The following is a 19960-nucleotide window of genomic DNA, read 5'->3' as shown; positions in this document are numbered from 1 at the left end:
ATCGCTTTAGCCCGAGGAAGCGCAGGATAGTTTCATGGAAGCTAACGCGCAGACCCAGTCCAAAAGCGAAGTGCACTGGGAGGTGCAGCCGGTGACTCCGGCTCGTTTTGACGATTTCGCTTCGGTGGTGAATTCGACCGGGCGTGAGAAGCATTGCTGGTGCCTTTCCCATCGTTTGGGAGCCAAGGAGATTGAGCGTCTGGGCGGCGGGAACAGGGCCGAGGCGATGCGTGCTTTAAGCTCCGAACCTATTGCCCCCGGAGTGGTGGCTTATCGGGATTCGGTACCGGTGGGTTGGTGCAGTATTTCTCCGCGCTCGCAGATCCCACTGCTGGAGCGTTCCAAGCTCATTCGACCGGTGGATGGCGTCAAGGTGTGGAGCATCATCTGCGTGGTGGTCCGAAGCGGTTACCGCCGGCAAGGGGTGAGCACCGCGATGCTTGAAGGTGCGGTTCAATACGCCAAAGGGCTCGGCGCACCCGCGGTGGAGGCCTACCCGGTGGATCCCGAAGGGCGCATGGATCTCACCATGGCGTTCGTGGGAACACGGAAAATGTTCGAACGCGTGGGCTTCGAAGTTGTCGGGAGCACGGATGCGGTGGCCAGCAGGATGCCCCGGCTGATCATGCGAAATGATCTCTGCGCGAATTGAGCCGCGCCCTAGGCGGTTTTGATCAATGCTTGAAGTCCGCGCAGGCCATCTTCATCCAGACTCGGGCTGAAGTAGGAGGAAATGGCCGTTTTGGCCGCGTTTCCCGCGGCGACGGGCTCTCCGGCCGCGATGGCCTCGAAGATTGCGCGGTCTAAGGCCACAACCTTTTTCATTTCGCGAGCCTCATTGTCCGAATGGCTCATTTGATCATTCATGACGTTGAGTATTGCTCCCGACACCGCCTCGCCGCAGATCCGCAGCAGCGCGTTGTGGCTGGCCTCCCAGACGGCCGCATGGAAATCAAGATCGGCTCGGTTGAAAGTATTCGATCCGGTTCCCGCCTCCACCTCCATCCGCTCTATGGCGTCGCGCATCGCGGCCAACTGTTCGGCGTTGTGCATTACCGCGGCCAGCTGGCAGGCGGAGCTCTCCAGCACAATGCGGAACTGGACCAGTTCGGAAAGGGACAACGAGGCAATCCGCGCCATATTGGCAAAAGAACGACCGAGATTATCTGGAGATACCGGCAGAACTATCGGGCCGCTGCGGCTTCCAGGCCTAGAGGCGATCAGACCTTGGCTTTGCAAAACGCGCAGCGCTTCACGCACCGTTGGCCGGCTCACGGAGAACTGCACCATCAGCTCGCGTTCACTGGGAAGGTGCTGCCCGGGTTCAATTTCCTTGGAAAGAATTGCCTCTTCGATTTGTTGCACAACTCGCTCGTAGGTCAATGTCGGCACGGCCGGCGTGAAAGTCAGCTTGCTCATGTGGAGCCTTCCTTTAATTGCGAGGATGGGTGAGTTGCGGGTAAAGCTAGCGCGGCTGCCCCGACCGCGCGGTCTCTACCAAATTTGTCGTTTACTGGTAAGACCAGAACACTTAGTAGAAATATCAGCATATATGGTGTTGTATGGATCACATCACTCAGTTGTCACTTTGACCCGATGGAGATCTCATGAGCGCGAAAAAGAATTACTGCCGACTGGCAGCGGCTGTAATGGTTGGTTCCCTGGCCCTGACCGCCTGCTCGGCGGGATCCGGCGGAACTTCTTCGGACGGCTCGGCGGAAAACACCTCGGTCACGGTGGCACTAACCGGTGAACCGGTCAACCTCGACTTCACCACCACTGCAGGCGCCGCCATCCCGCAGGCGCTCATGTCCAACGTTTATGAAGGCCTGGTCGAAATCGACCAGGAAGGCAAGATCCAGCCGCTGCTTGCCGAGTCCTGGGAACTGAGCAATGGCAACAAGACCTACACCTTCAAACTTCGCGAGGGCGCAACCTTCTCCAACGGCGAAGCGTTCACCGCCGAAGACGTCAAATTCAGCATCGAACGCGTCCAATCCGATGCCTGGGTCTCCAGCCTGAAGAAGAAGATGGACATCGTCGACTCGGTGGAAGTCAACAGCGACACCGAGGTCGCCATCACCCTCAAGCAGCCAAGCAACGCGTGGCTGTTCGACATGGGGACCCTCGTCGGTGCCATCTTCGACCCGAGCGGAGTCGATGACCTGGCAGCGACTGCCATCGGCACCGGCCCCTACGAGATCGATGCATGGAATCGTGGTCAGTCCATCGAGTTCGTGACCCGCGATGGCTATTGGGGCGAAGCTCCCGGAGTTGAAAAGGTCTCGCTGCGCTACTTCGCCGATGCGGTTGCCACCACCAACGCTTTGCAGTCCGGGGACGTGGACGTTGTTTACAACATGCAGTCGCCAGAGCTGCTTTCCAGCTTCGAATCAGATGACAAATATCAGGTCCTCGACGGCACCTCAAACGGTGAAATCGTATTGTCGATGAACAACAACAAGGCACCCTTCGACGACAAGCGTGTGCGTCAGGCGGTAATGCACGCCATCGACCGGCAGGCCGTCGTGGACACCGCATGGAACGGCTACGGCACGGTAGTCGGCGGCCCGGTTCCGACCACCGACCCGTACTACGAAGATCTCAACGACGTGTACCCATATGATCCAGAAAAGGCCAAGTCCCTGCTGGCGGAAGCCGGCGCGGAGAACCTGGATATCACTTTCACCGTTCCAACCCGTCCGTATGCCACGGCGGTCTCTGAAATTGTCGTTTCCCAGCTGGCAGAGGTGGGAATCAACGCGAAGATCGAATCGGCAGAATTCCCTGCCGTTTGGCTAGATGAGGTCTTCACCAAGCAGGACTACCAAATGTCCGTGGTGCTGGCCGTGGAAAGCCGGGACGTGCTGGCTATGTTCAACAACCCGGACTACTACCTGGGCTATGACAACTCAAAGATCAAGGACCTCGCGGCCGAGGCTGACGCCGCGGATGAAGCCGGTTACGTGGACGGGATGAAGCAAGTGGTGCGCACCATCGTTGATGACGCGGCGGCCGACACCCTCTTCATCTTCCCGAACATTGTGGTTGCCAAGGCGGAGGTCACCGGAATTCCGGCGAACTCCGTCACCGAAGCGCTGGACCTGACGAATCTCGGTTGGAAGTAATCCGCAGCACCGTTTTGGCAGAGAGGAACGCACTTGGGTATCCGATTACTGACTAACCTCGTGAGATTTGTTATCACCTACGTGATTGCGACTATTGCGGTGTTCTTCTTCATGCGCGCAATTCCCGGGGACCCGGCCCAGATTGCCTTGGGCGTGAACGCCACCCCGGAACTATTGGCCAAAACGCGAGCCGAGTTCGGCACCGACAGACCCTTGATCGTGCAGTATTTCGACTGGGCTCTCGGACTTCCGGCGGGGAACTTCGGCACCTCCTATGTCACCCGGCAAGATATCAGCCCGCTGATCATCGACCGGGTCCAGGTAAGCCTGATCCTTGTCCTTCTGGCAATGATCGTTGCACTAATCATTGCAGTGCCATTTGGCACCTATGCCGCGGTCAAGCATCGGAACCCCAGCGGCATCATCATCAGCGGGGTCAGCCAGCTTGGCGTTGCCATTCCCAACTTCCTTGCAGGCATCCTGCTGGTGGTCGTCTTCGCGGTCGGGCTTGGATGGCTTCCGGCAAACGGGTGGACGCCGCCGGGCGAAGACTTTGGAGATTTCCTCTCCCGAGTGTTCTTGCCGGTCCTGGCGCTTGCCTCGGTGCAGGGAGCAATCCTGACCCGCTATGTCCGCTCGGCGGTGATGGAAGTGATGAGCGAGGACTACCTGCGCACCGCACGGTCGAAGGGGCTGGGCAAACTTGAATCATTGGTCAAGCACGGTTTGCGCAATGCCTCCATTCCGGTGCTGACGGTAACCAGCGTGCAGCTAGCGGCGCTGATCATCGGCGCCGTGGTGATCGAACGAGTCTTCGTCATCCCGGGCCTAGGATCAATGCTGCTCGACGCGGTAGGCAACCGCGACCTGCTCACGGTCCAATCGGTGGTTATGGTTCTCGTGGCAATTACGCTGATCATCAACCTGGTGGTGGACGTGCTCTACACGGTCCTGGATCCCCGCATTCGAAAGGGAGCGTAATGCCTGCCGAACAAGTTGTAGTAGAGAAAAGCCGCCGCAAATTTTCACCCACGCTCATCGTGGGCGGATCCTTGGTGGCACTTGTGGTGCTCGCCGCCCTCGTCTCATTCATCTGGACTCCATATAATCCGGTCCAGGCATTCCCCGCGGACCGCTTGCAAGGTTCAAGCGCCGCGCACTTGATGGGTACCGACCGCTATGGCCGCGACGTTTTCTCCGGAGTGCTCTATGGAGCACGGATCACCTTGCTGGTCGGGCTGGTGGCCGTCGGGATCGCGCTGGTGATCGGAACACCGCTGGGAATCCTCGCCGGAATGCGCGGCGGGATCACCGAAGAAGTGACCATGCGCGGCGCGGATATCCTGTTGGCTTTCCCTGCCTTGCTGGTGGCGATCATGTTCGGTGCGGTCTTCGGCGCCAGCACGCTCACCGCGATGCTCGCCATCGGCATCGGTTCGATCCCCGGGTTCGCCCGCGTGGCCCGAAGCGGGACCTTGCAGGTGATGAGCACCGAATACATCATGGCCGCCAAGGCCTCCAGCCAGAGCGGCTGGAGAATTGCCAGGCGCCACGTGATGCCAAATATTGTGGGCATGGTCGTAGTGCAGTGCTCGGTTTCCTTCGCCATCGCGGTGCTTGCCGAGGCAGCACTTTCATTCCTTGGCTTGGGTACCCCGCCACCGGTTCCGTCCTGGGGACGCATGCTGCAAGAATCGCAGCAGTTCCTCGGCACCTACCCGATGCTGGCCGTCTGGCCAGGCGCCGCGATCGCCGTGGCCGTGCTTGGCTTCACCCTGTTGGGCGACGGGCTACGCGACCGGTTCGACCCGAAACTGAACGGAGAGCGCTGATTATGGCGAAGCACGCAGACGCCACGAAACTGCTGGAGGTCAAGAACCTGTCCATCAGCACCAAAACGCGCACACTTGTCAGCGACTTCAATCTGAGCATGGAGCCCGGAGACCGGGTGGGCCTGATCGGCGAGTCCGGCTCGGGCAAATCCATGACCGCCTCGGCACTGATGGGGTTGCTGCCCGAAGGAGTCACCGCGCAAGGCTCGATTCACCTTGCGGGGTACGCGGGAAACCTCGTCAAGGCCAGCGACAGAGAATTCCAAAAAATTCGCGGCAACGACATGACCATGGTCTTCCAAGAGCCGCTGACCGCTTTGAATCCTTTGATGAAGGTCGGTCCGCAGGTCGCAGAGATCATGACGAGCCACAAGACCGTGCCCTCAAAAACTGCGGCACGCGCTCGTGCCGTTCAGATGCTGGGTTCGGTGAAGCTTCCGGACCCGGAACGGGCGGCGCGCTCCTATCCGCATCAGCTCTCCGGCGGCCAGCGGCAACGCGCCATGCTGGCGATGGCGCTGGCAAACAACCCGGGTTTGCTGCTCTGTGATGAACCGACCACGGCCTTGGATGTCACCGTGCAACGCCAAGTGCTTGACCTGATCTTGGAATCGGTGACCGAGCGCGGAACCGGGCTGCTGTTCATTACCCACGATCTGTCGGTAGTGGCCAATGTCTGCGACCGGGTTCTTGTCATGAACAACGGTCGGGTGGTGGAGGAAGGAAGCACCGAAGAGGTATTCACCAATCCGCAGCACCCATACACCCGGGGACTTCTTGCCGCCTCGGATCTGAACGCCACCGACGCGGACGGGCGATTGTTCACCGTGGCCTCGGCCGCATCATATGTGCCTCCGAGCACGCGGGAGGAAGCGGAACCAGCCCTAGTCCAGCCGGCGGCCGTCCTGCCGGAAATCACCATCAGCGAGCCGGAACCTGCCGCCCCGGAGAAGCCATCCGAAAAACCGGTGATCAGCGTCAAGGACCTGCATCGGATCTACCCGGTGGGACGCTCCACCCTCTTCGGCAAGCCATCCGAGGTACACGCCCTGCGCGGGGTGTCCTTCGACGTGGCAGCTGGCCAACGCTTCGGCGTGGTGGGTGAGTCGGGTTCGGGCAAGTCGACGCTGCTTCGAATTCTTGCAGGCCTTGACCAGCCGTCCTCCGGCAGTGTGCAGGTGGCCGGAAACCAAGTCGCCGGAGCGAAAGAACGTGATCTGGTGCAACTGCGCCAGCAGCTGCAGATCGTCTTCCAGGACCCCATGGGATCCCTGGATCCGCGGATGCGGGTCCGGGACATCATCGCCGAGCCGCTGCTTGCCCCGGGGCAAAAGGTGGACAACGCCAAGCACCGCAAGCAGGTGGCCGAAATGCTCGGCGCGGTGGGATTGCCGGCCGACGCGGCCGAACGGTTCCCGCACCAATTCTCCGGTGGGCAACGTCAACGTATTTCGATTGCCCGCGCGCTGATCTGCGAACCGCGGGTGCTCGTGGCTGATGAACCGGTCAGTGCCCTAGACGTGTCGGTGCGGGCGCAGGTGCTGAATCTGCTCTCAGATCTGGTGGATGACTATCAGCTCACCTTGGTTTTTGTCTCCCACGATTTGGGGGTGGTGCGTTATATCTGCGACAACGTGGTGGTGATGAACGAGGGGCAAATTGTCGAAAGCGGCACCACCGAGCAAATCTATGACAACCCACAACACGACTACACCCGCACACTGGTGAATTCCTCGATGTCCCTCCAAAACGAACTGGCACTGCGCTAGAAGCACTTGTGCATTTTGAAAGGTCCAGATGTCTCAGCTATCCAAGCGCAACACAGCGCTGTACCAGCTTTCTGCCCGGGAACTCGGCCGGGGGTATGCGGCCAAAGAGCTCTCCCCGGTAGATGTTGCCGAAGCGGTGATCACCCGCATCCAAGAGCGCGAACCGGTGCTGAACGCCATGTACCAGTTCGAACCGGAGGATATTCTCAGCCAGGCGCGGATGAGTGAGAAACGCTGGGCGACAGGAAAGCAGCGAGGTCTCCTGGATGGGGTGCCGGCAACGGTGAAAGAAAATGTGGCCCGCGCCGGAATCCCCATGCCCTCGGGGACCGCGCTCGCCAATCCAAAGGTTCCGCGCGCCAACGCACCGATTACCGACCGGATTCTCGAAGCCGGTTCGGTGATCCTTGGATCAACCACGATGCCGGACTGGGGCATGCTCTCCTCGGGAGTTTCGAGTCTGCACGGCATTTCGCGCAGCGCCTGGAATCCGGCATGGACCACCGGTGGCTCCAGCGCAGGTGCCGGGTCGGCGGCCGCGGCCGGCTATGGCCCGCTGCATGTAGGAACGGATATTGGGGGTTCGATTCGGCTGCCCGGCGGCTGGCAGGGGCTGGCCACGCTCAAACCGAGCGCCGGATTGATTCCACTGGATGCACCGTACATCGGACGAGCCGCGGGACCAATGGGGCGCACGGTGGATGACATCGCGTTGTTCATGTCGGTCCTCGGCCGCCCAGACATCCGCGACTACACCGCGCGGCCTTATCCGCCCATGGACTTCGAAGCTGCCCAGGGCAATGTGCGAGGGCTGAAAGTCGGCCTGCATACCGTGGCCAACGCCGGAGCCGAGGTTGATCCCGAGGTCCTTTCCGCAGTGCAAGCAGTGGCCGAAACCTTCGCAGAAGCAGGGGCCAATGTCCAGCGCCTTGACCCGTTCATCGATCAAGGCATGCTTGACCGACTCGACAAATTCTGGCGCACCCGCTCCTGGGCCGACTACCGCGAGCTTCCCGAAGAAGAGCAGGCGAAGGTCCTGGACTACATTGTGCGTTGGTGCGCCGGAGGCTCCGGATTCGACGGTGCGGACACCATCCGGAACTTTGGCGCCATCGACCAGATGCAACGAGCCACGATCGCCGCTACGGCCGCATTCGACCTGGTGATCTCTCCGGTGTCACCGATGGCCGCCTTCCCTGCGGAGCAGCCAATGCCGGTAGTGGACCCGGACGCGACCATGAGCCACATTGCCTTCACCGTTCCCTACAACATGTCGGGGCAGCCTGCAGCCACGGTCAATTGCGGATTCACCGCCAACGGGCGGCCCATTGGGGTGCAGCTCTCCGGCCGAGTCGGCGCCGATGACGAGGTGCTGCGCGCGGCGCGCTGGTATGAGACCCATCGTCCGGCGCAGGTAGCACCGGACTGGCTCGCCCTGGACTAAAACGAGGCGAATAGGTTGAGCGCAAGCACCCGAAGACCGCGGCTTGCGCTCTCCACTGATCCCTAGAATCCTGCTCTCGGGTGGGTCAGGACCCGACTGGGCTTCCGAAAGATGCCAAGGCTGCCAGCGCTTCGCGCTCTCCAGGATCCAGCAGGTGTCCATAGTATTCAAACAAGCTACTGCGAGCCAGATGCTCCGCCAGATGGGCATCCCGGTTCTGGATGGCCTCGAATACCTCGGCGTGGTGATCGATGGTGCGCAGCATCAGCGCATGGTCATCCGAGCTTTCCTCGATGCTTGAGGCGATGAGCTGTTCAATGGACTGCCTTACGGCTTCACCGGAGATCTGCAATAGCGCGTGGCCGCTGGCCTTGGCGACCACATCATGAAAATCGAGGTCTGCCTGGCTGAATGCAATCTGACCTTGCAGGCGCGCGGCCCGCATGCGGGCCATTGCCTTCTCCAGCTGCAAGAGGTCCGCATCCGTGCGCCGCGTCGCGGCGAGCGAGTTGGCCGAGGACTCAAGGGTCATCCGGTAGATGAGCAGATCTGCCAGGCTGGAGGCGGAAGTATGCGTGAGCCGGGTGATCATTTTGCGAAGAGGCGCGGCTGTAGGGGAGAGCACCACCGCACCGCGTGGATCCCCAGGACGGGAAGCGATCATGCCGCTGCTTTCCAGGACCCGCATGGCTTCGCGCACCGAAGAGCGGCTGACCTGAAAACGGCTGACTAGTTCCCGCTCGCCGGGCAGGTGGTCGCCGATTTTCAGTTCGCCGGTGAGCACCTGATTCTCGATATGGCTGACAATCGCCTCGAAGGCGCGGGTTTTCACCGCCACCGGCGCTTCGGGTGTCTGCGACATCTTGGATTCCTTTTCCGGAGAGTGTTCACTGCTCAATTCGTTTTGAGTGGAGCCTAGTTTGGCGGGGTGAAGCGTCCGTCGATCGCGGTCCAGCCACCGTCAACCGTCAGCACCGAGCCGGTGACAAAACTTGAGGCAGCTGAGGCCAGGTACACGATTGCCCCTGCCATCTCTTCTGGCTTGGCCCAGCGTCCCAGCGCGCTCTTCTCGGAATAGGCGTTGTACCACTGTTCGTTTGCCTTGATCTGGCTGGTCAGCGGAGTCTCGACAACACCAGGGGCAATGACATTGACGCGCACGCCCTGAGCGCCAAACTCGGCCGCCGCGGTGCGCACCAGCTGGACCAGCGCTGCCTTGGTGGCCGCGTACACGCTCTGCCCGGGCTCGACAACGGTGGCGCGGATTGAGGCGATGCCGATAATGGATCCTCCACCGTTGTCCGCCATCCGAGGGGCGAAAGCCTGGAGCAGCGCAAAGGAGGCACGCAGGTTCAGGTTCACAACGCGATCGAATTCCTCCATGGAGTAATCCACGATGCGTTTGCGTACGTTGGTGGCGGCGGTGAAAACCAGCGCGCTGATGTCGCTATATTCGGCGGCCGCCGCTCGTACTGCCTCAAAATCCAGGACATCGAGTTGCACCGCGGAAGCGTTCGCGCCGAGTTCTGCAGCGGTTTCCTGGACTGCTTCCAGGTCACGGTCGGCGCAGATGACGGTGGCGCCATGAGCGCCTAGGGCCAGTGCGGCCTCGCGGCCGATGCCGCTGCCGGCGCCAATCACCAGGACGCGGCGGCCGGAAAACTGAAATAGCTGTGTGTAATCCATCGATGAATCTTTCTTTGAGGACTTCTGATTACGGCCTGATAATGGCCATGCGGGTCACGGTGAATTCTTCGATGGCGAAGCGCGGTCCCTCGCGGCCAATGCCTGAATCCTTGACTCCGCCGTAGGGCATGATGTCGGAACGGAAACCTGGAATTTCGTTGACCACCACTCCGCCGACTTCCAACTCATTGATAGCCCGGAATGCAGTTTTCAGCGAGGTGCTGTAGATCGCTGCCTGCAGGCCATAACGCGAGTCATTGACCAGTTCGAAGGCGGTGTCCAGATCCGGAACACTCTTCAGGCAGATCACCGGCCCGAAAATTTCCTCGCACCACAGCTGCGCATCGGTGGGTACCTCGCTCATCACCGTAGGCAGAATCGCACCCTCGCGTACCTCGCCACCGGAGAGCACTTGTGCTCCGCGCTCCTTGGCGGTGTTGATCCAAGCCATGATGCGTTGGGTGGAGGTTTGGTTGATCACCGGCGCTACACGAGTGTGGGCAGACCGCGGGTCGCCCACGATGACCTCAGAAATGCGTGCGAGCAACTGCTGTTCAAAGTCCTTGGCGATTTTCTGATCAAGAAGCACTCGCTGAACCGAGATGCACGCTTGCCCATTCGCGTAGAAGCCACCGCGAAGTACTGCGTCCACCGCGTCGGGGATCACCGCGTCCTCGGCCACGATGAAGCCCGTGTTGGAACCCAGCTCGAGCACCGCCTTGCGGGGTGCCGCGTTTTTGGCGATCTGGTGGCCCACCGCGGCCGAGCCGGTGAAGGAAACGACGGCCGAGCGGGGGTCGCCGACAAGTACTTCGCCGACGTCGATTCCACCGGTGACCAGCTGTACTGCCGCGGCATTCACCTGCTGTTCGCGAAGGACCTCGCGGATCAAGTGGACCGTCCACAACGTGGCCAACGGAGTGTTAGGGGCGGGTTTGAGAATGATGGGGCAGCCGGCCGCGAGGGCCGGGGCCAGTTTGTGGCTCGCCAGCAGCAGCGGGTAGTTGAACCCGGCGATCCCGATGACAATTCCTGCGGGCTTGCGGGTCCAATAGCCAATCATTCCCTCACCAGAGGACTGAAGATCTAGCGGGACAGTTTCGCCATGGGCATGAGCGACCTCTTCGGCCGCCGCTGCCCAGGTAGTCAGTGTTCTTGCGACCTCAACGCGGCAATCGACCAGCGGCTTGCCGGTTTCGAGTACCAGCAGGTTTTCCAGCTCTTCGCGGTGGCTAGCTAATTTCTCATGGACGGCAAGCAGAATTGCACGTCTGGTTCCGGTGCTCAGCTGCGCGATTTCCTTGGCGACGGCTTGCGCCGCATCGAGCGCCTGGCTCGCATGCTTGGTGGTGCCAACAGGAGCCTGCGCAACAATCGAGGAATCGTAGGGAAAAACGACCGGCGAGGAGCTCTCGCACGGAACCCACGCATCACCAATGGGCAAGCCATCCGGGAAGGCCTTTGAATAAGTTGACACCGTTCCTGCTTTCGCGTCGTAGGCAATCAAGTCTTCTACTGGTCTGACCAGTAGATGACCAAAGCTAATCAGTGATCTAGCTCGCAGTCAATGGATTTCGACTAAATGGCACCGTCTTTTGCTTAAACTCCTAATTTCATTGACATGTTTGGATGCACCGGGAACAGTGATTCTCACCAAACATCTTCTGGATACCAAAATCGCGGGCAACCGCTGGAGCGCAAGGCGGTGCTGATGACTTCCGAATGGCGTAGCAATGTCTCCCTCGCGCGCGAAACTGCGGGAGTAATCAGCGAACGCGTATTCTCCGGGCGCTATCGCACCGGGCAGGTTCTTGCGCAGAGCAAACTGTCCCAAGAGCTGGGCTTGAGCCGCACCCCCTTGCGGGAAGCGCTGAACCTGCTTGAGCGCGAGGGAACCATCTATATCGACGCTGCCGGCCGCGCTATGGTCCGGACCATGACCGGGAGCCAACTTCGCGAGGCTCTGGTCTTTCGCGAAGTGCTTGAATCCGCGGCCTGCAAGATGGTGTGCGGCCAGCTGTCCGAGCCAGCTTTGGGTGAACTCCAGCGGTTGATTCAGCAAGCCCGCACCGGTGATCAACGCTCGATGTCCAGATTCCATCTGGTACTTCTCGATGCTTCGAATAACAGTCACCTGCAAGGTTTTTCAGGCTTGGTGCGGATGACCGAAGAAGTCATCCTTCCGAGCTTCGGATGGCACGGGCAGGCTCTTCAAGAGTCATTAACTGACTTATCGGAGCTTGTCCTCGCCCTACGTGAGGGTGCTAGCGGCAGTGCCCTGCACCACCTCACCGAGTACTTCCATAAACAACTAGCTCTACTGGAAAACCGTGAAAGGCATTCCCCATGAAAACTTACAACATTGCAGCGATTCCCGGAGATGGCATCGGCCCCGAGGTCATGGACGGATCGCTGAAGGTATTGGCCGCGGCTCAGCAGGCGTTTGGATTTGCTCTCGAGCTGACCAAATATGAGGCGGGGGCACAGCATTATCTGCAGACCGGAGAATTGTGGGGCACCGAACTTGCCGAAGAGCTTCGCGGTCATGAGGCAATCCTTTTCGGCGCCATGGGAGACCCTGCGGTGGAACCCGGAATCCTTGAGCGCGGATTCATCTTGGCTATGCGCCAGGAATTCGAGCAAGCGGTGAACCTGCGCCCGGTCAAGCTCTATCCGGGCGTGGCAACACCCATCGCGGGGTTGACTCCCGAACGCTGTGATCTGGTGATCGTCCGGGAGAACACCGAGGGAGCCTACGTGGGCCAGGGGTCGACCATTCACGCAAACACCCCACACACAGTGGCAGTGCAAGAGTCAGTCAATACCCGTGCTGGCATCAAACGAGTGGTTGAGTACTCATTCAAACTTGCCGCAAGCCGGCGCGGAAAACTGACTCTTTGCCATAAGAAGAACATTCTCATCGAAGCCGGCAAGCTATGGCAGGAAGTGGTCACTCAGGTTGGGGAAAGCTACCCGCAAGTTGAAGTGGACTATGTGCATGTTGACGCCATGTGTTTTCACCTGCCGGTATCCCCGGAACGATTCGACGTGGTGGTCACGGATAACCTGTTCGGCGACATCATCACAGACTTGGGCGCAGTGATCCAGGGCGGGCTCGGTGTGGCAGCCAGCGCGAATCTCAACCTCGACGGATCGGCGCCGAGCATGTTCGAGGCTATCCATGGTTCGGCCCCGGACATCGCTGGAAAGGGTTGGGCCAATCCGGTCGGCGCGATTTTATCTGCCGCCATGCTGCTGGGTCATCTGGGTGAAACTCAAGCGGCGCTAGCCATCGAATCGGCAGCGGTGCGCGTACTCGGCGAGCTCCCGGTGCTCGCGGGCCCGGCTATGGGAATGGATACCGCCGGGATCGCCGATGCGATTGCGCTTCTAGTCTCGCAGGACTTCGAGAAAGTGGGCGGCCACTCGGTGATGAACAGTTTGGCCGAGGTGCGCTAAGCGGGGTTTGCGGTCCCTCGTTGTTCGATCACCCGGCGCGGGCCAGCGCGGAGGTTCCCGCGCGCCAAGAGAAGTCCACACGACATGTGGCGGTAAGGAATCGTTTGCCGCCAAGTCATGGCCTGGTCAACTGCCGGCGGTAGCGTAGCCAGTCATGAGTCGGCTATTCGTTGCAATTGGGGATTCGTTCACCGAGGGTGTGGGGGACTGGGAACCCCGCCTGCCCAATGGGGTGCGCGGCTGGGCCGATCGAGTGGCTAAGCAGCTGTCCAAAGAAGATCCTGACTGGCGCTACGCAAACCTTGCAATCCGCAGCCGCCGGCTGGATCGAATCATCGAAGAACAGATCGAACCTGCCCTGGCTATGAATCCGGATGTCGTCAGCTTCTATGCCGGCGGAAATGACATCTTGGAGTTTCGCAAGGATCTCGAGGTGGTGCTGGAAAACTACACTGCCGCGGTCGAACGGCTTGCGACCTCCGGTGCCCAAATTCTGCTGTTCACCGGCTTCGACATCCCGGTGCACCCGATGCTTGCACCGTTCAAGAGACGCAACTGGAAATTCAACGACTGCGTCCGGGAGCTGGCACTTAAGTACGGTGACACGGTCACGTTGGTGGATTACTGGGAATGGGATGTCTACAACGATCGGCGCATGTGGGACGTCGACAAACTGCATATGAACCGGGCCGGGCATCGTTACATGGCGATCAGGGTTTTAGAGATTCTTGGGGCAAGCCATCAGCTCGCATTTGAAGACTTCGGCGATATCGAGCGGGTATCTCCGGTGCAGGCGGTGCGTCGAGACGTGGAGTGGCTGCGCCAGTGGGTCCTACCCATGTTCGGACGCAGGCTACGCGGGGTGACCCTGGGCGATGAGCTGGAACCGAGATGGCAGCAACCGATCCGCCCGGCGGACGGCATGAAGAAGCTGTACCGCAAGGGGCTACAGAAGAAGGCCGGGCAGCACGTCAAAACGCCGGAGTAACGCGGGAGCAAGGCAGGGGGTCCTGCCGCGGCCCGAACGGGCCAGCAACAGAACCCCTGCCAGGCTAATTGTTGAATTATCCGCCGGGATTCTCCATGGCTTCTGGGCTCATCCAAGCGATTTCCCAAACGTGGCCGTCGGGATCCTTCACAGCTACTTGGTACATTCCCGGGAACGGCTCGACAGCCGGACGGTAGATGCTACCGCCGCCGGCTTGGGCATTAGCTGCAAACTCGTCCACGCCTTCTCGGGTCTCAGCCGATATTGCGTTGAGGGTCTCGCGGTGCGGTGTGCCCATTGAGGGCACGTCGCCATCGACGAGGAAGCTTGCGAAGAAGTCTTGGACAAGCACCATGACGGTGATGTTGTCGCTGATCATCCAGGAGGAAGCGTTCTCGTCAGAGAAGACCGGGTTTTTCTCGAACCCCAACGAAGCGTAGAAAGTGTCCGCTTTAGCTAAATCAGCGGTGGGTAGATTGACGAAGATCATCCGGCTCATACTCATACCTCGTTCGGTTGGAGAACGGCGTTTTATACGCCCGGCACTTACTTTGCCTTACGAGGGCTTGGGGAACAAGAGGTAAAGCATGCAAAAATTGTCCTCGCACCTTGGGCTTTGAGACGAAATGGCCCCGATCCTCATCTTGAGGATCGGGGCCGTGTTCACACTGTTAACCGTGGAGTGGCTGAAGGCATCCGCCGGAAATTAGATGAGCGCTTTGGTGATTTCCAGTGGGATACGGTCGCGGGTGTAGGTGATGTGGTCGTAACCGTGGGGTTCTGGCTTGCCGTCCTCGCCGATGTTTACGAACACGATCTTCTCGATGGTCAGAATGGATTCCTGAGTGAAGATGTTGCGTACCTCAGCACGCAACGTAACCGAGGTGCGCCCGAAGTCGATAGCCGTCAGACCCATCTCGATGAGATCGCCTTCCTTAGCGGAAGCGATGAAGTTGATTTCGGACATGAATTTAGTGACCACGTGCTTGTTGCCAAGCTGAATGATCGAGTAGATGGCCGCCTCTTCGTCGATCCAACGCAGCAAGCTTCCGCCGAACAGCGTGCCGTTTGCATTGAGGTCTTCGGGGCGAACCCATTTGCGTGTGTGAAAAGTGATTCCCTTAGCCATACTGAAAATGCTAAGTCAGAACGGGGTCCCTTGGCTGTAAGGCCGTACACATTGTCGGTGAAAACACATCTGGCCCTAGGTGAAAGCACCAGCAAAACCAGCAAGGGAGCATTCAGCTCGGACGCGCTGAGAAAAGTCAGTAAGTCGCTTATCGAACCGAAAGATGCCAACTGAGGTTGCTGTTGGTAGTCTCAAAATGTGTAGTAGGAAACTTATAGCGCCATAGGCAAAGGCAGGTGAAGATGAACTATCCTTCGGAGGGGAATAATGAAACTATTCCTACCGACTTTGACGACGTCGAGCAGCAAGTATCCACTGGTGACTTGGAACATCTGCGCATCGACGAGCTTCTCAAAGAGGCCCATGAACGCTATGCCGATGCAGACGACGGTCTGCTGGCCCACTACATCCCAATCCTCGGCCAAGCCGATCCAAAGCTGTTTGGCATCGCCATGTCTCACGTTCGCGGATCGGTGCATGAAGTTGGCGACTGCCGGCACCTCTTCTCCATCCAGTCCATTTCCAAGATGTTCGTCTACGCGCTGGTACTGCAGGAGCACGGGCGCGAAGTTGTCCGGGAACGCATCGGGGTGAACAACACTGGAATGTCTTTCAATTCGGTGATGGCAGTTGAACTGAATAATGGCCACCCGATGAACCCCATGGTGAACGCCGGAGCCATCGCGACAACGGAAATGATTCCCGGCAAGACCGCAGCGAAGAAGTGGGAGAACGTCAGAGAAGGACTTTCGGCGTTCGCTGGCCGCGCGCTGTCTCTGGACGATGAGGTCTACCACTCCGAGTCGCTGGCCAATGAACGAAATAAAGCGTTGGGCCGTTTGCTCAAGAGCTATGGACGGCTTGAGGGGGATCCGCTGGATGCGGTTGATACCTATACCAAGCAGTGTTCGCTGAACGTCACGGCCTATGACCTTGCCGTCATGGGAGCGACCCTTGCCGACGGTGGAGTTAACCCGGTGACCGGAAAGCAAGTAGTCGATGCGGATGTCTGCCGTGACACCTTGGCCGCTGTGGCGTCCAACGGCCTTTACGAGCGTTCCGGTGAGTGGCTTTTTGAAATCGGCATTCCAGCCAAATCCGGAGTTTCCGGGGGCATCGTCGCAGTAGCTCCCGGCAAAGGCGCCATCGGCGCATTTTCGCCACCGCTGGATATGGCTGGCAACTCGGTTCGAGCGCAGCTGGCCATCGGACAGCTTTCGCGAGCCATGGGCTTGAACCTGTTTGCGTCGGCTCCGAATGAGAGTTAGTTCTTACGAGGACAACTCAACAGCTCAGGGTCAGGGATAGAACAGTCGAAATGCCTGTGGCGCTCACTGTTTGCCCTGGCCCTATCCACTGTCCAAGAACGGGAGTAATAGTGAAGTCAATGCTGAAACTCAGGATAGATCCCAGCAACTGGGCGGTGTAGAGATATTCTGTGTTTCCTGCGCTGACGGTCGCACTTCCTTTGGGGCCAAGAAGCCCTCCGTTCCAGTCGATTCTATACGTGACCGGTGCCGATTCCAGGCCCGTTGGAGGGCTCCAACTCAACATTAGCTGCCGCCTCAGTATGTTCGTCCCTAAGAACCCACTGTCATGATCGAAACATTGTAAATTATTGACTTGGCCAACGCTTGCCGCCGAAAACGATCCAGAATTAGTTTTCTGCGACGTCCAAGCTGCGCTGGTTTCCGCGGGTCGATCTGCCCCCATGCCCAGTAGCAGGGCGACGACCAACAGCAGGGTTGGCAGTACTAGGCGAAGGCGGGTGCGCTTCGTTTTCGTCGCGTTCCGATCCATCTCAGGCACTGGTTGTTCGCCTCCTCTTGCCAAAGAGGGTTGCTCCGGTAGCCACGAGTATTAGTCCGACGGCTACTACCCACTGCCAGCCATTGATACCGGTGGGAGGCAAGGGGCTATGCTCGTTATCTTCGCTATCTGGAGACTTTGGCTGCTCATCCGGGGAGGTGGAAAGCTCCTCTCCCATCCCAACGGCGGTTAGCCGGATCGAAGCGCTCTGGTTCTGAGATGAAACAGCAGTGCTTGAGAGCGTACCGCTCACAACAACTCGGCGTCGGTCAGCGGTGCCAAATTCAGAGAGCTGCAGCCCCGCATGTCCACTAGAATCCTGCAGTTTGTCCAGTGGGATATTGGTGGCCAGCTGCGGGGACCCGCTAGGGCAACCGGCAGTAAAAGGTTCTTTGGGAGCCACCAGACATTCTGTCACACTGACCAACAAGGGTAGGCTCGTGATTCCGGTTCCAGAGCTAGGTTCCAGTGTCAGACTGATTTTTCCGGGTTCCTTAGTCTCGGCCCAGACATCAACAATCCAACTTGCCGACTGTTCAGGACTGAGGTTGCTCATCTGTCCTGTATTGCCGCTGGAGGACATGCGTAGCACCTCGCCGTTGGTCGTTTTGACCGGGACTTCCGGGTGCTGTGCCGAAAAGAGAGAAACGGTAGCCAGCAGTAGTGAGGCAGGGACTGCCAGAGAGAAATGTTGTGGTGTACTTTCCTGAGGAAGCTGGATGCGTTCTTCCCCCTTGCGAGGCCAAAAAGCCCAAACTACGAGTGCGCTTGCCCCTACGGTTAGTCCGCCAAGGACATAGGGGATGCTGAACCATTGAATAACTGGTGCTACTCCCGGGATTGAGAACAGGACCGTCTTGACCGTCGAAACGTTGTACGGGTCAACATCGCGGGTTTCGTTGGCGTCACCCTGCATCGTGAAGGTCACGAAGCCATTGCCGTCTGTTTCAAGAATTTCGATGACTCGGTGGGTTACCGGAAGAATGTTCTCCCCGCGTTCAACGGTGACGATATCGCCCACCGCGATCTCCGTGGCTGGGACTTCCCGGACGAACGCAATTGATCCGGCAGTAATGGTTGGACTCATTGAACCGGTTCGAAACATCATGATTGAGACGTTGAAAACCACGCCAAGAATGACCAAGATCATGCAGACAGATCCACCAATCGCGAGGAAAGTCAGAACTAGATCGCCCAGTCTGGAGGCGAATGATCGTCTTGAATCTTGTGGCGCAGCGCTGTGGCTCATCAATTGCCCCCTAGAGGGGTTGACTGCGCGTTCCATGTCCAGGTGTGCATAGCGGTGGTGCCTTGAGCCGAGCTAGGGGTGGTTAATGGAAGCTGGACTTCGAAGCAGTAGGCCACGACATTTTTCATGCCAGATTGTGCCTCTTGTTTGATGGTGGCCGTGCGCTGGCCGCTCAAACTGACACTCGTTGAGGAGCTGCCAAAGACGTATTGTGCGCTTCCGCTGAAATTTCCGGCATTGCAGGTGTAGGAAGATGCGCCGCCTGCGGCGAGGGTAGTGGTTACGGTCCGATATTGGAGCGCGCTCCCCACGCCAGTGGACCCGGTGACGCCAGCGCCGCTTGCCGTGACCAGGGCATCGCTGGTGCTATTGGGCGTTGTTCGAATGAAGACAGGGGCATACGCGGTGGCACCTGGGTACATGTTCTGGCCGCTGAAGGTCATCTGCGTGCTACTGCCCCAAGCGCCATTAACGGAGGCCTCGATCGCGAAGCTTCCAGCTGTGAATTCCGCAGTTGTGAGCTCCGTATCGGTCCATGCCGCTAATGTGGCAGAGGCTCCAATGCCAAATACTAAACCACCTGCGAGAATGGCCCGTAGCTTGCGCAGCCGACGTCGAGGAGCCCGCCCCAGTTTTGTAAAACTAGTGCGGGCTGCATCTTGGGATTCACCAGTCACGAACTGGAATTCTAAAAGTTGCTACCTACTCGACAGAGGTGCCGATGAACTGCCACTGTGCAGTCGTTTCATCGCCCTGTACCAAGTCTTCACCGGCAGTCACCTGGAAACAGAGGTTGACTGTGGAGCCAGCAGCGCCGTCGGTGCCTGCAGTCAGTGCAAAGTCCGAGGCTCCTGTCGTTGTGCCGAGAGTAGTGCCAGCTGGAACAATGGTGGTGCCGGTTGCAGTTGGATTGCAATCAGCGAAGTTAGCAACTTGGACGATGCCGTATGTCAGATTCGCTGCGTTCAAGCCATCAACGGTCGCTGATGCAAGTGCAACCGTTGCATCGTAGGTCGTACCGGCGTCAAGCTGTAGTGCGAACGGTGCAGCAACCACGTCGGAAGGGGACAAGTTCGAACTTGCTGGGAGGTCGAATACTAGATTCGCTGACCCGGCAGAACTCTCATGTTCAGCCCAAGTCGTACCGTCGGTACTGCCCTGAATATTGAAACTGCCGGAGCCGAAGAGCCCTTCAGTCCATTCCTGATCCGTCCACGCTGCCAATGTCACAGCAGCGCCGACGCCTAGGACAAGTCCGCCCGCGAGGAGTGCTTTGACCTTGCGTGATTTAGGGCTTGGATTGGTGGTCGATGTTGCCATAATTTCCTCCTGGGAAAGCGCTAAGTTATATATTAATCTGTGGCGTTATTACCATCGTAATGAAAAAACTTAACTCCCAGGATATTATTTCTCAAATCCGGAATAATGCGGAAAAATGAGCCACTCCGGTAATGAAATGCAGTCTTC

General features: G+C 58.9%; 19 protein-coding genes. 10 read left to right on the top strand and 9 right to left on the bottom strand.

Annotation, left to right across the window (positions count from 1 at the left end; all coding sequences use genetic code 11):
* The first annotated feature begins 34 nt into the window (after positions 1–34).
* A complete protein-coding gene (locus tag LG294_RS15935) occupies positions 35–652 on the top strand; it encodes a GNAT family N-acetyltransferase (RefSeq protein WP_404287440.1) in 618 nt (205 codons plus the stop codon).
* 8 nt (positions 653–660) lie between these two features.
* On the opposite strand, the gene LG294_RS15930 is transcribed toward LG294_RS15935, so the two are convergent.
* Complete coding sequence (locus tag LG294_RS15930) at positions 661–1419, bottom strand: FadR/GntR family transcriptional regulator (protein ID WP_404287438.1); 759 nt, start codon at positions 1417–1419, stop codon at positions 661–663.
* Positions 1420–1607: 188 nt separating this feature from the next.
* Between LG294_RS15930 and LG294_RS15925 the strand changes: the two genes are divergently transcribed.
* Genes LG294_RS15925 through LG294_RS15905 form a run of 5 tightly spaced genes read left to right on the top strand, consistent with a single transcriptional unit; the run spans position 1608 to position 8173 of the window.
* Entirely contained in the window at positions 1608–3128 is a 1521-nt protein-coding gene (locus LG294_RS15925) for an ABC transporter substrate-binding protein (RefSeq protein WP_404287436.1), read from the top strand.
* A 33-nt stretch (positions 3129–3161) separates the two neighbouring features.
* Entirely contained in the window at positions 3162–4109 is a 948-nt protein-coding gene (locus LG294_RS15920) for an ABC transporter permease (RefSeq protein WP_404287434.1), read from the top strand.
* Entirely contained in the window at positions 4109–4960 is an 852-nt protein-coding gene (locus LG294_RS15915; RefSeq protein ID WP_404287432.1) for an ABC transporter permease, read from the top strand. The genes LG294_RS15920 and LG294_RS15915 overlap by 1 nt, the downstream gene beginning before the upstream one ends.
* Positions 4961–4962: 2 nt before the next feature.
* Positions 4963–6729, top strand: coding sequence for an ABC transporter ATP-binding protein (locus LG294_RS15910; protein ID WP_404287430.1), 1767 nt, complete (start codon positions 4963–4965; stop codon positions 6727–6729).
* A gap of 28 nt (positions 6730–6757) precedes the next feature.
* Entirely contained in the window at positions 6758–8173 is a 1416-nt protein-coding gene (locus LG294_RS15905) for an amidase (RefSeq protein ID WP_404287428.1), read from the top strand.
* Between the two features lie 85 nt (positions 8174–8258).
* On the opposite strand, the gene LG294_RS15900 is transcribed toward LG294_RS15905, so the two are convergent.
* The 3 genes from LG294_RS15900 to LG294_RS15890 are packed head-to-tail and all read right to left on the bottom strand — an operon-like array spanning position 8259 to position 11336.
* Positions 8259–9035 (bottom strand): FadR/GntR family transcriptional regulator, encoded by a 777-nt coding sequence (locus tag LG294_RS15900; protein WP_404287426.1) that lies wholly within the window; start codon positions 9033–9035, stop codon positions 8259–8261.
* Positions 9036–9088: 53 nt separating this feature from the next.
* Positions 9089–9859 carry an SDR family NAD(P)-dependent oxidoreductase gene (locus tag LG294_RS15895; RefSeq protein WP_404287424.1) on the bottom strand — a complete coding sequence of 257 codons (771 nt, stop codon included), beginning with the start codon at positions 9857–9859 and terminating at the stop codon, positions 9089–9091.
* Positions 9860–9887: 28 nt separating this feature from the next.
* Entirely contained in the window at positions 9888–11336 is a 1449-nt protein-coding gene (locus LG294_RS15890) for an aldehyde dehydrogenase family protein (protein ID WP_404287422.1), read from the bottom strand.
* A 234-nt stretch (positions 11337–11570) separates the two neighbouring features.
* On the opposite strand from LG294_RS15890, the gene LG294_RS15885 reads away from it, so the two are divergent.
* The 3 genes from LG294_RS15885 to LG294_RS15875 all read left to right on the top strand — a co-directional run bounded on the left by LG294_RS15885 (position 11571) and on the right by LG294_RS15875 (position 14306).
* Entirely contained in the window at positions 11571–12209 is a 639-nt protein-coding gene (locus LG294_RS15885; protein ID WP_404287420.1) for a GntR family transcriptional regulator, read from the top strand.
* Entirely contained in the window at positions 12206–13318 is a 1113-nt protein-coding gene (locus LG294_RS15880; RefSeq protein WP_404287418.1) for a 3-isopropylmalate dehydrogenase, read from the top strand. Before LG294_RS15885 ends, LG294_RS15880 begins: the two co-directional genes overlap by 4 nt.
* Before the next feature lie 154 nt (positions 13319–13472).
* Positions 13473–14306, top strand: coding sequence for an SGNH/GDSL hydrolase family protein (locus LG294_RS15875; protein ID WP_404287416.1), 834 nt, complete (start codon positions 13473–13475; stop codon positions 14304–14306).
* 76 nt (positions 14307–14382) lie between these two features.
* On the opposite strand, the gene LG294_RS15870 is transcribed toward LG294_RS15875, so the two are convergent.
* On the bottom strand, positions 14383–14805 hold the full coding sequence (locus tag LG294_RS15870; protein ID WP_404287414.1) for a VOC family protein: 423 nt from the start codon (positions 14803–14805) through the stop codon (positions 14383–14385).
* Positions 14806–15012: 207 nt separating this feature from the next.
* The gene (locus LG294_RS15865; RefSeq protein WP_105552734.1) at positions 15013–15435 is read right to left on the bottom strand and encodes an acyl-CoA thioesterase; all 423 of its coding nucleotides are present in this window, start codon (positions 15433–15435) and stop codon (positions 15013–15015) included.
* Positions 15436–15677: 242 nt separating this feature from the next.
* Between LG294_RS15865 and glsA the strand changes: the two genes are divergently transcribed.
* Positions 15678–16703, top strand: coding sequence for a glutaminase A (gene glsA / locus LG294_RS15860; protein WP_404287412.1), 1026 nt, complete (start codon positions 15678–15680; stop codon positions 16701–16703).
* A gap of 533 nt (positions 16704–17236) precedes the next feature.
* On the opposite strand, the gene LG294_RS15855 is transcribed toward glsA, so the two are convergent.
* The 3 genes from LG294_RS15855 to LG294_RS15845 form a co-directional block, all read right to left on the bottom strand.
* Positions 17237–18394: a signal peptidase I gene (locus LG294_RS15855; RefSeq protein ID WP_404287410.1), complete on the bottom strand. Its 1158-nt coding sequence runs from the start codon at positions 18392–18394 to the stop codon at positions 17237–17239.
* A gap of 98 nt (positions 18395–18492) precedes the next feature.
* A complete protein-coding gene (locus tag LG294_RS15850) occupies positions 18493–19170 on the bottom strand; it encodes a SipW-dependent-type signal peptide-containing protein (protein WP_404287408.1) in 678 nt (225 codons plus the stop codon).
* Between the two features lie 25 nt (positions 19171–19195).
* Positions 19196–19813 carry a SipW-dependent-type signal peptide-containing protein gene (locus LG294_RS15845; protein ID WP_404287406.1) on the bottom strand — a complete coding sequence of 206 codons (618 nt, stop codon included), beginning with the start codon at positions 19811–19813 and terminating at the stop codon, positions 19196–19198.
* Between the last annotated feature and the right edge of the window lie 147 nt (positions 19814–19960).

This window comes from Glutamicibacter arilaitensis, assembly GCF_044793945.1.
Lineage (GTDB): Bacteria > Actinomycetota > Actinomycetes > Actinomycetales > Micrococcaceae > Glutamicibacter > Glutamicibacter arilaitensis_B.
Note: the sequence above shows the minus strand (reverse complement) of the source record. Positions and strands in the feature narration are given on the sequence as shown.

Coding starts and splice junctions, on each gene's coding strand:
- LG294_RS15935 (WP_404287440.1), top strand. CDS start 35: ATGGAAGCTAACGCGCAGACCCAGTCCAAAAGCGAAGTGCACTGGGAG.
- LG294_RS15930 (WP_404287438.1), bottom strand. CDS start 1,419: ATGAGCAAGCTGACTTTCACGCCGGCCGTGCCGACATTGACCTACGAG.
- LG294_RS15925 (WP_404287436.1), top strand. CDS start 1,608: ATGAGCGCGAAAAAGAATTACTGCCGACTGGCAGCGGCTGTAATGGTT.
- LG294_RS15915 (WP_404287432.1), top strand. CDS start 4,109: ATGCCTGCCGAACAAGTTGTAGTAGAGAAAAGCCGCCGCAAATTTTCA.
- LG294_RS15910 (WP_404287430.1), top strand. CDS start 4,963: ATGGCGAAGCACGCAGACGCCACGAAACTGCTGGAGGTCAAGAACCTG.
- LG294_RS15905 (WP_404287428.1), top strand. CDS start 6,758: ATGTCTCAGCTATCCAAGCGCAACACAGCGCTGTACCAGCTTTCTGCC.
- LG294_RS15900 (WP_404287426.1), bottom strand. CDS start 9,035: ATGTCGCAGACACCCGAAGCGCCGGTGGCGGTGAAAACCCGCGCCTTC.
- LG294_RS15895 (WP_404287424.1), bottom strand. CDS start 9,859: ATGGATTACACACAGCTATTTCAGTTTTCCGGCCGCCGCGTCCTGGTG.
- LG294_RS15885 (WP_404287420.1), top strand. CDS start 11,571: ATGACTTCCGAATGGCGTAGCAATGTCTCCCTCGCGCGCGAAACTGCG.
- LG294_RS15880 (WP_404287418.1), top strand. CDS start 12,206: ATGAAAACTTACAACATTGCAGCGATTCCCGGAGATGGCATCGGCCCC.
- LG294_RS15875 (WP_404287416.1), top strand. CDS start 13,473: ATGAGTCGGCTATTCGTTGCAATTGGGGATTCGTTCACCGAGGGTGTG.
- LG294_RS15870 (WP_404287414.1), bottom strand. CDS start 14,805: ATGAGCCGGATGATCTTCGTCAATCTACCCACCGCTGATTTAGCTAAA.
- LG294_RS15865 (WP_105552734.1), bottom strand. CDS start 15,435: ATGGCTAAGGGAATCACTTTTCACACACGCAAATGGGTTCGCCCCGAA.
- glsA (WP_404287412.1), top strand. CDS start 15,678: ATGAACTATCCTTCGGAGGGGAATAATGAAACTATTCCTACCGACTTT.
- LG294_RS15855 (WP_404287410.1), bottom strand. CDS start 18,394: ATGATCTTGGTCATTCTTGGCGTGGTTTTCAACGTCTCAATCATGATG.
- LG294_RS15845 (WP_404287406.1), bottom strand. CDS start 19,813: ATGGCAACATCGACCACCAATCCAAGCCCTAAATCACGCAAGGTCAAA.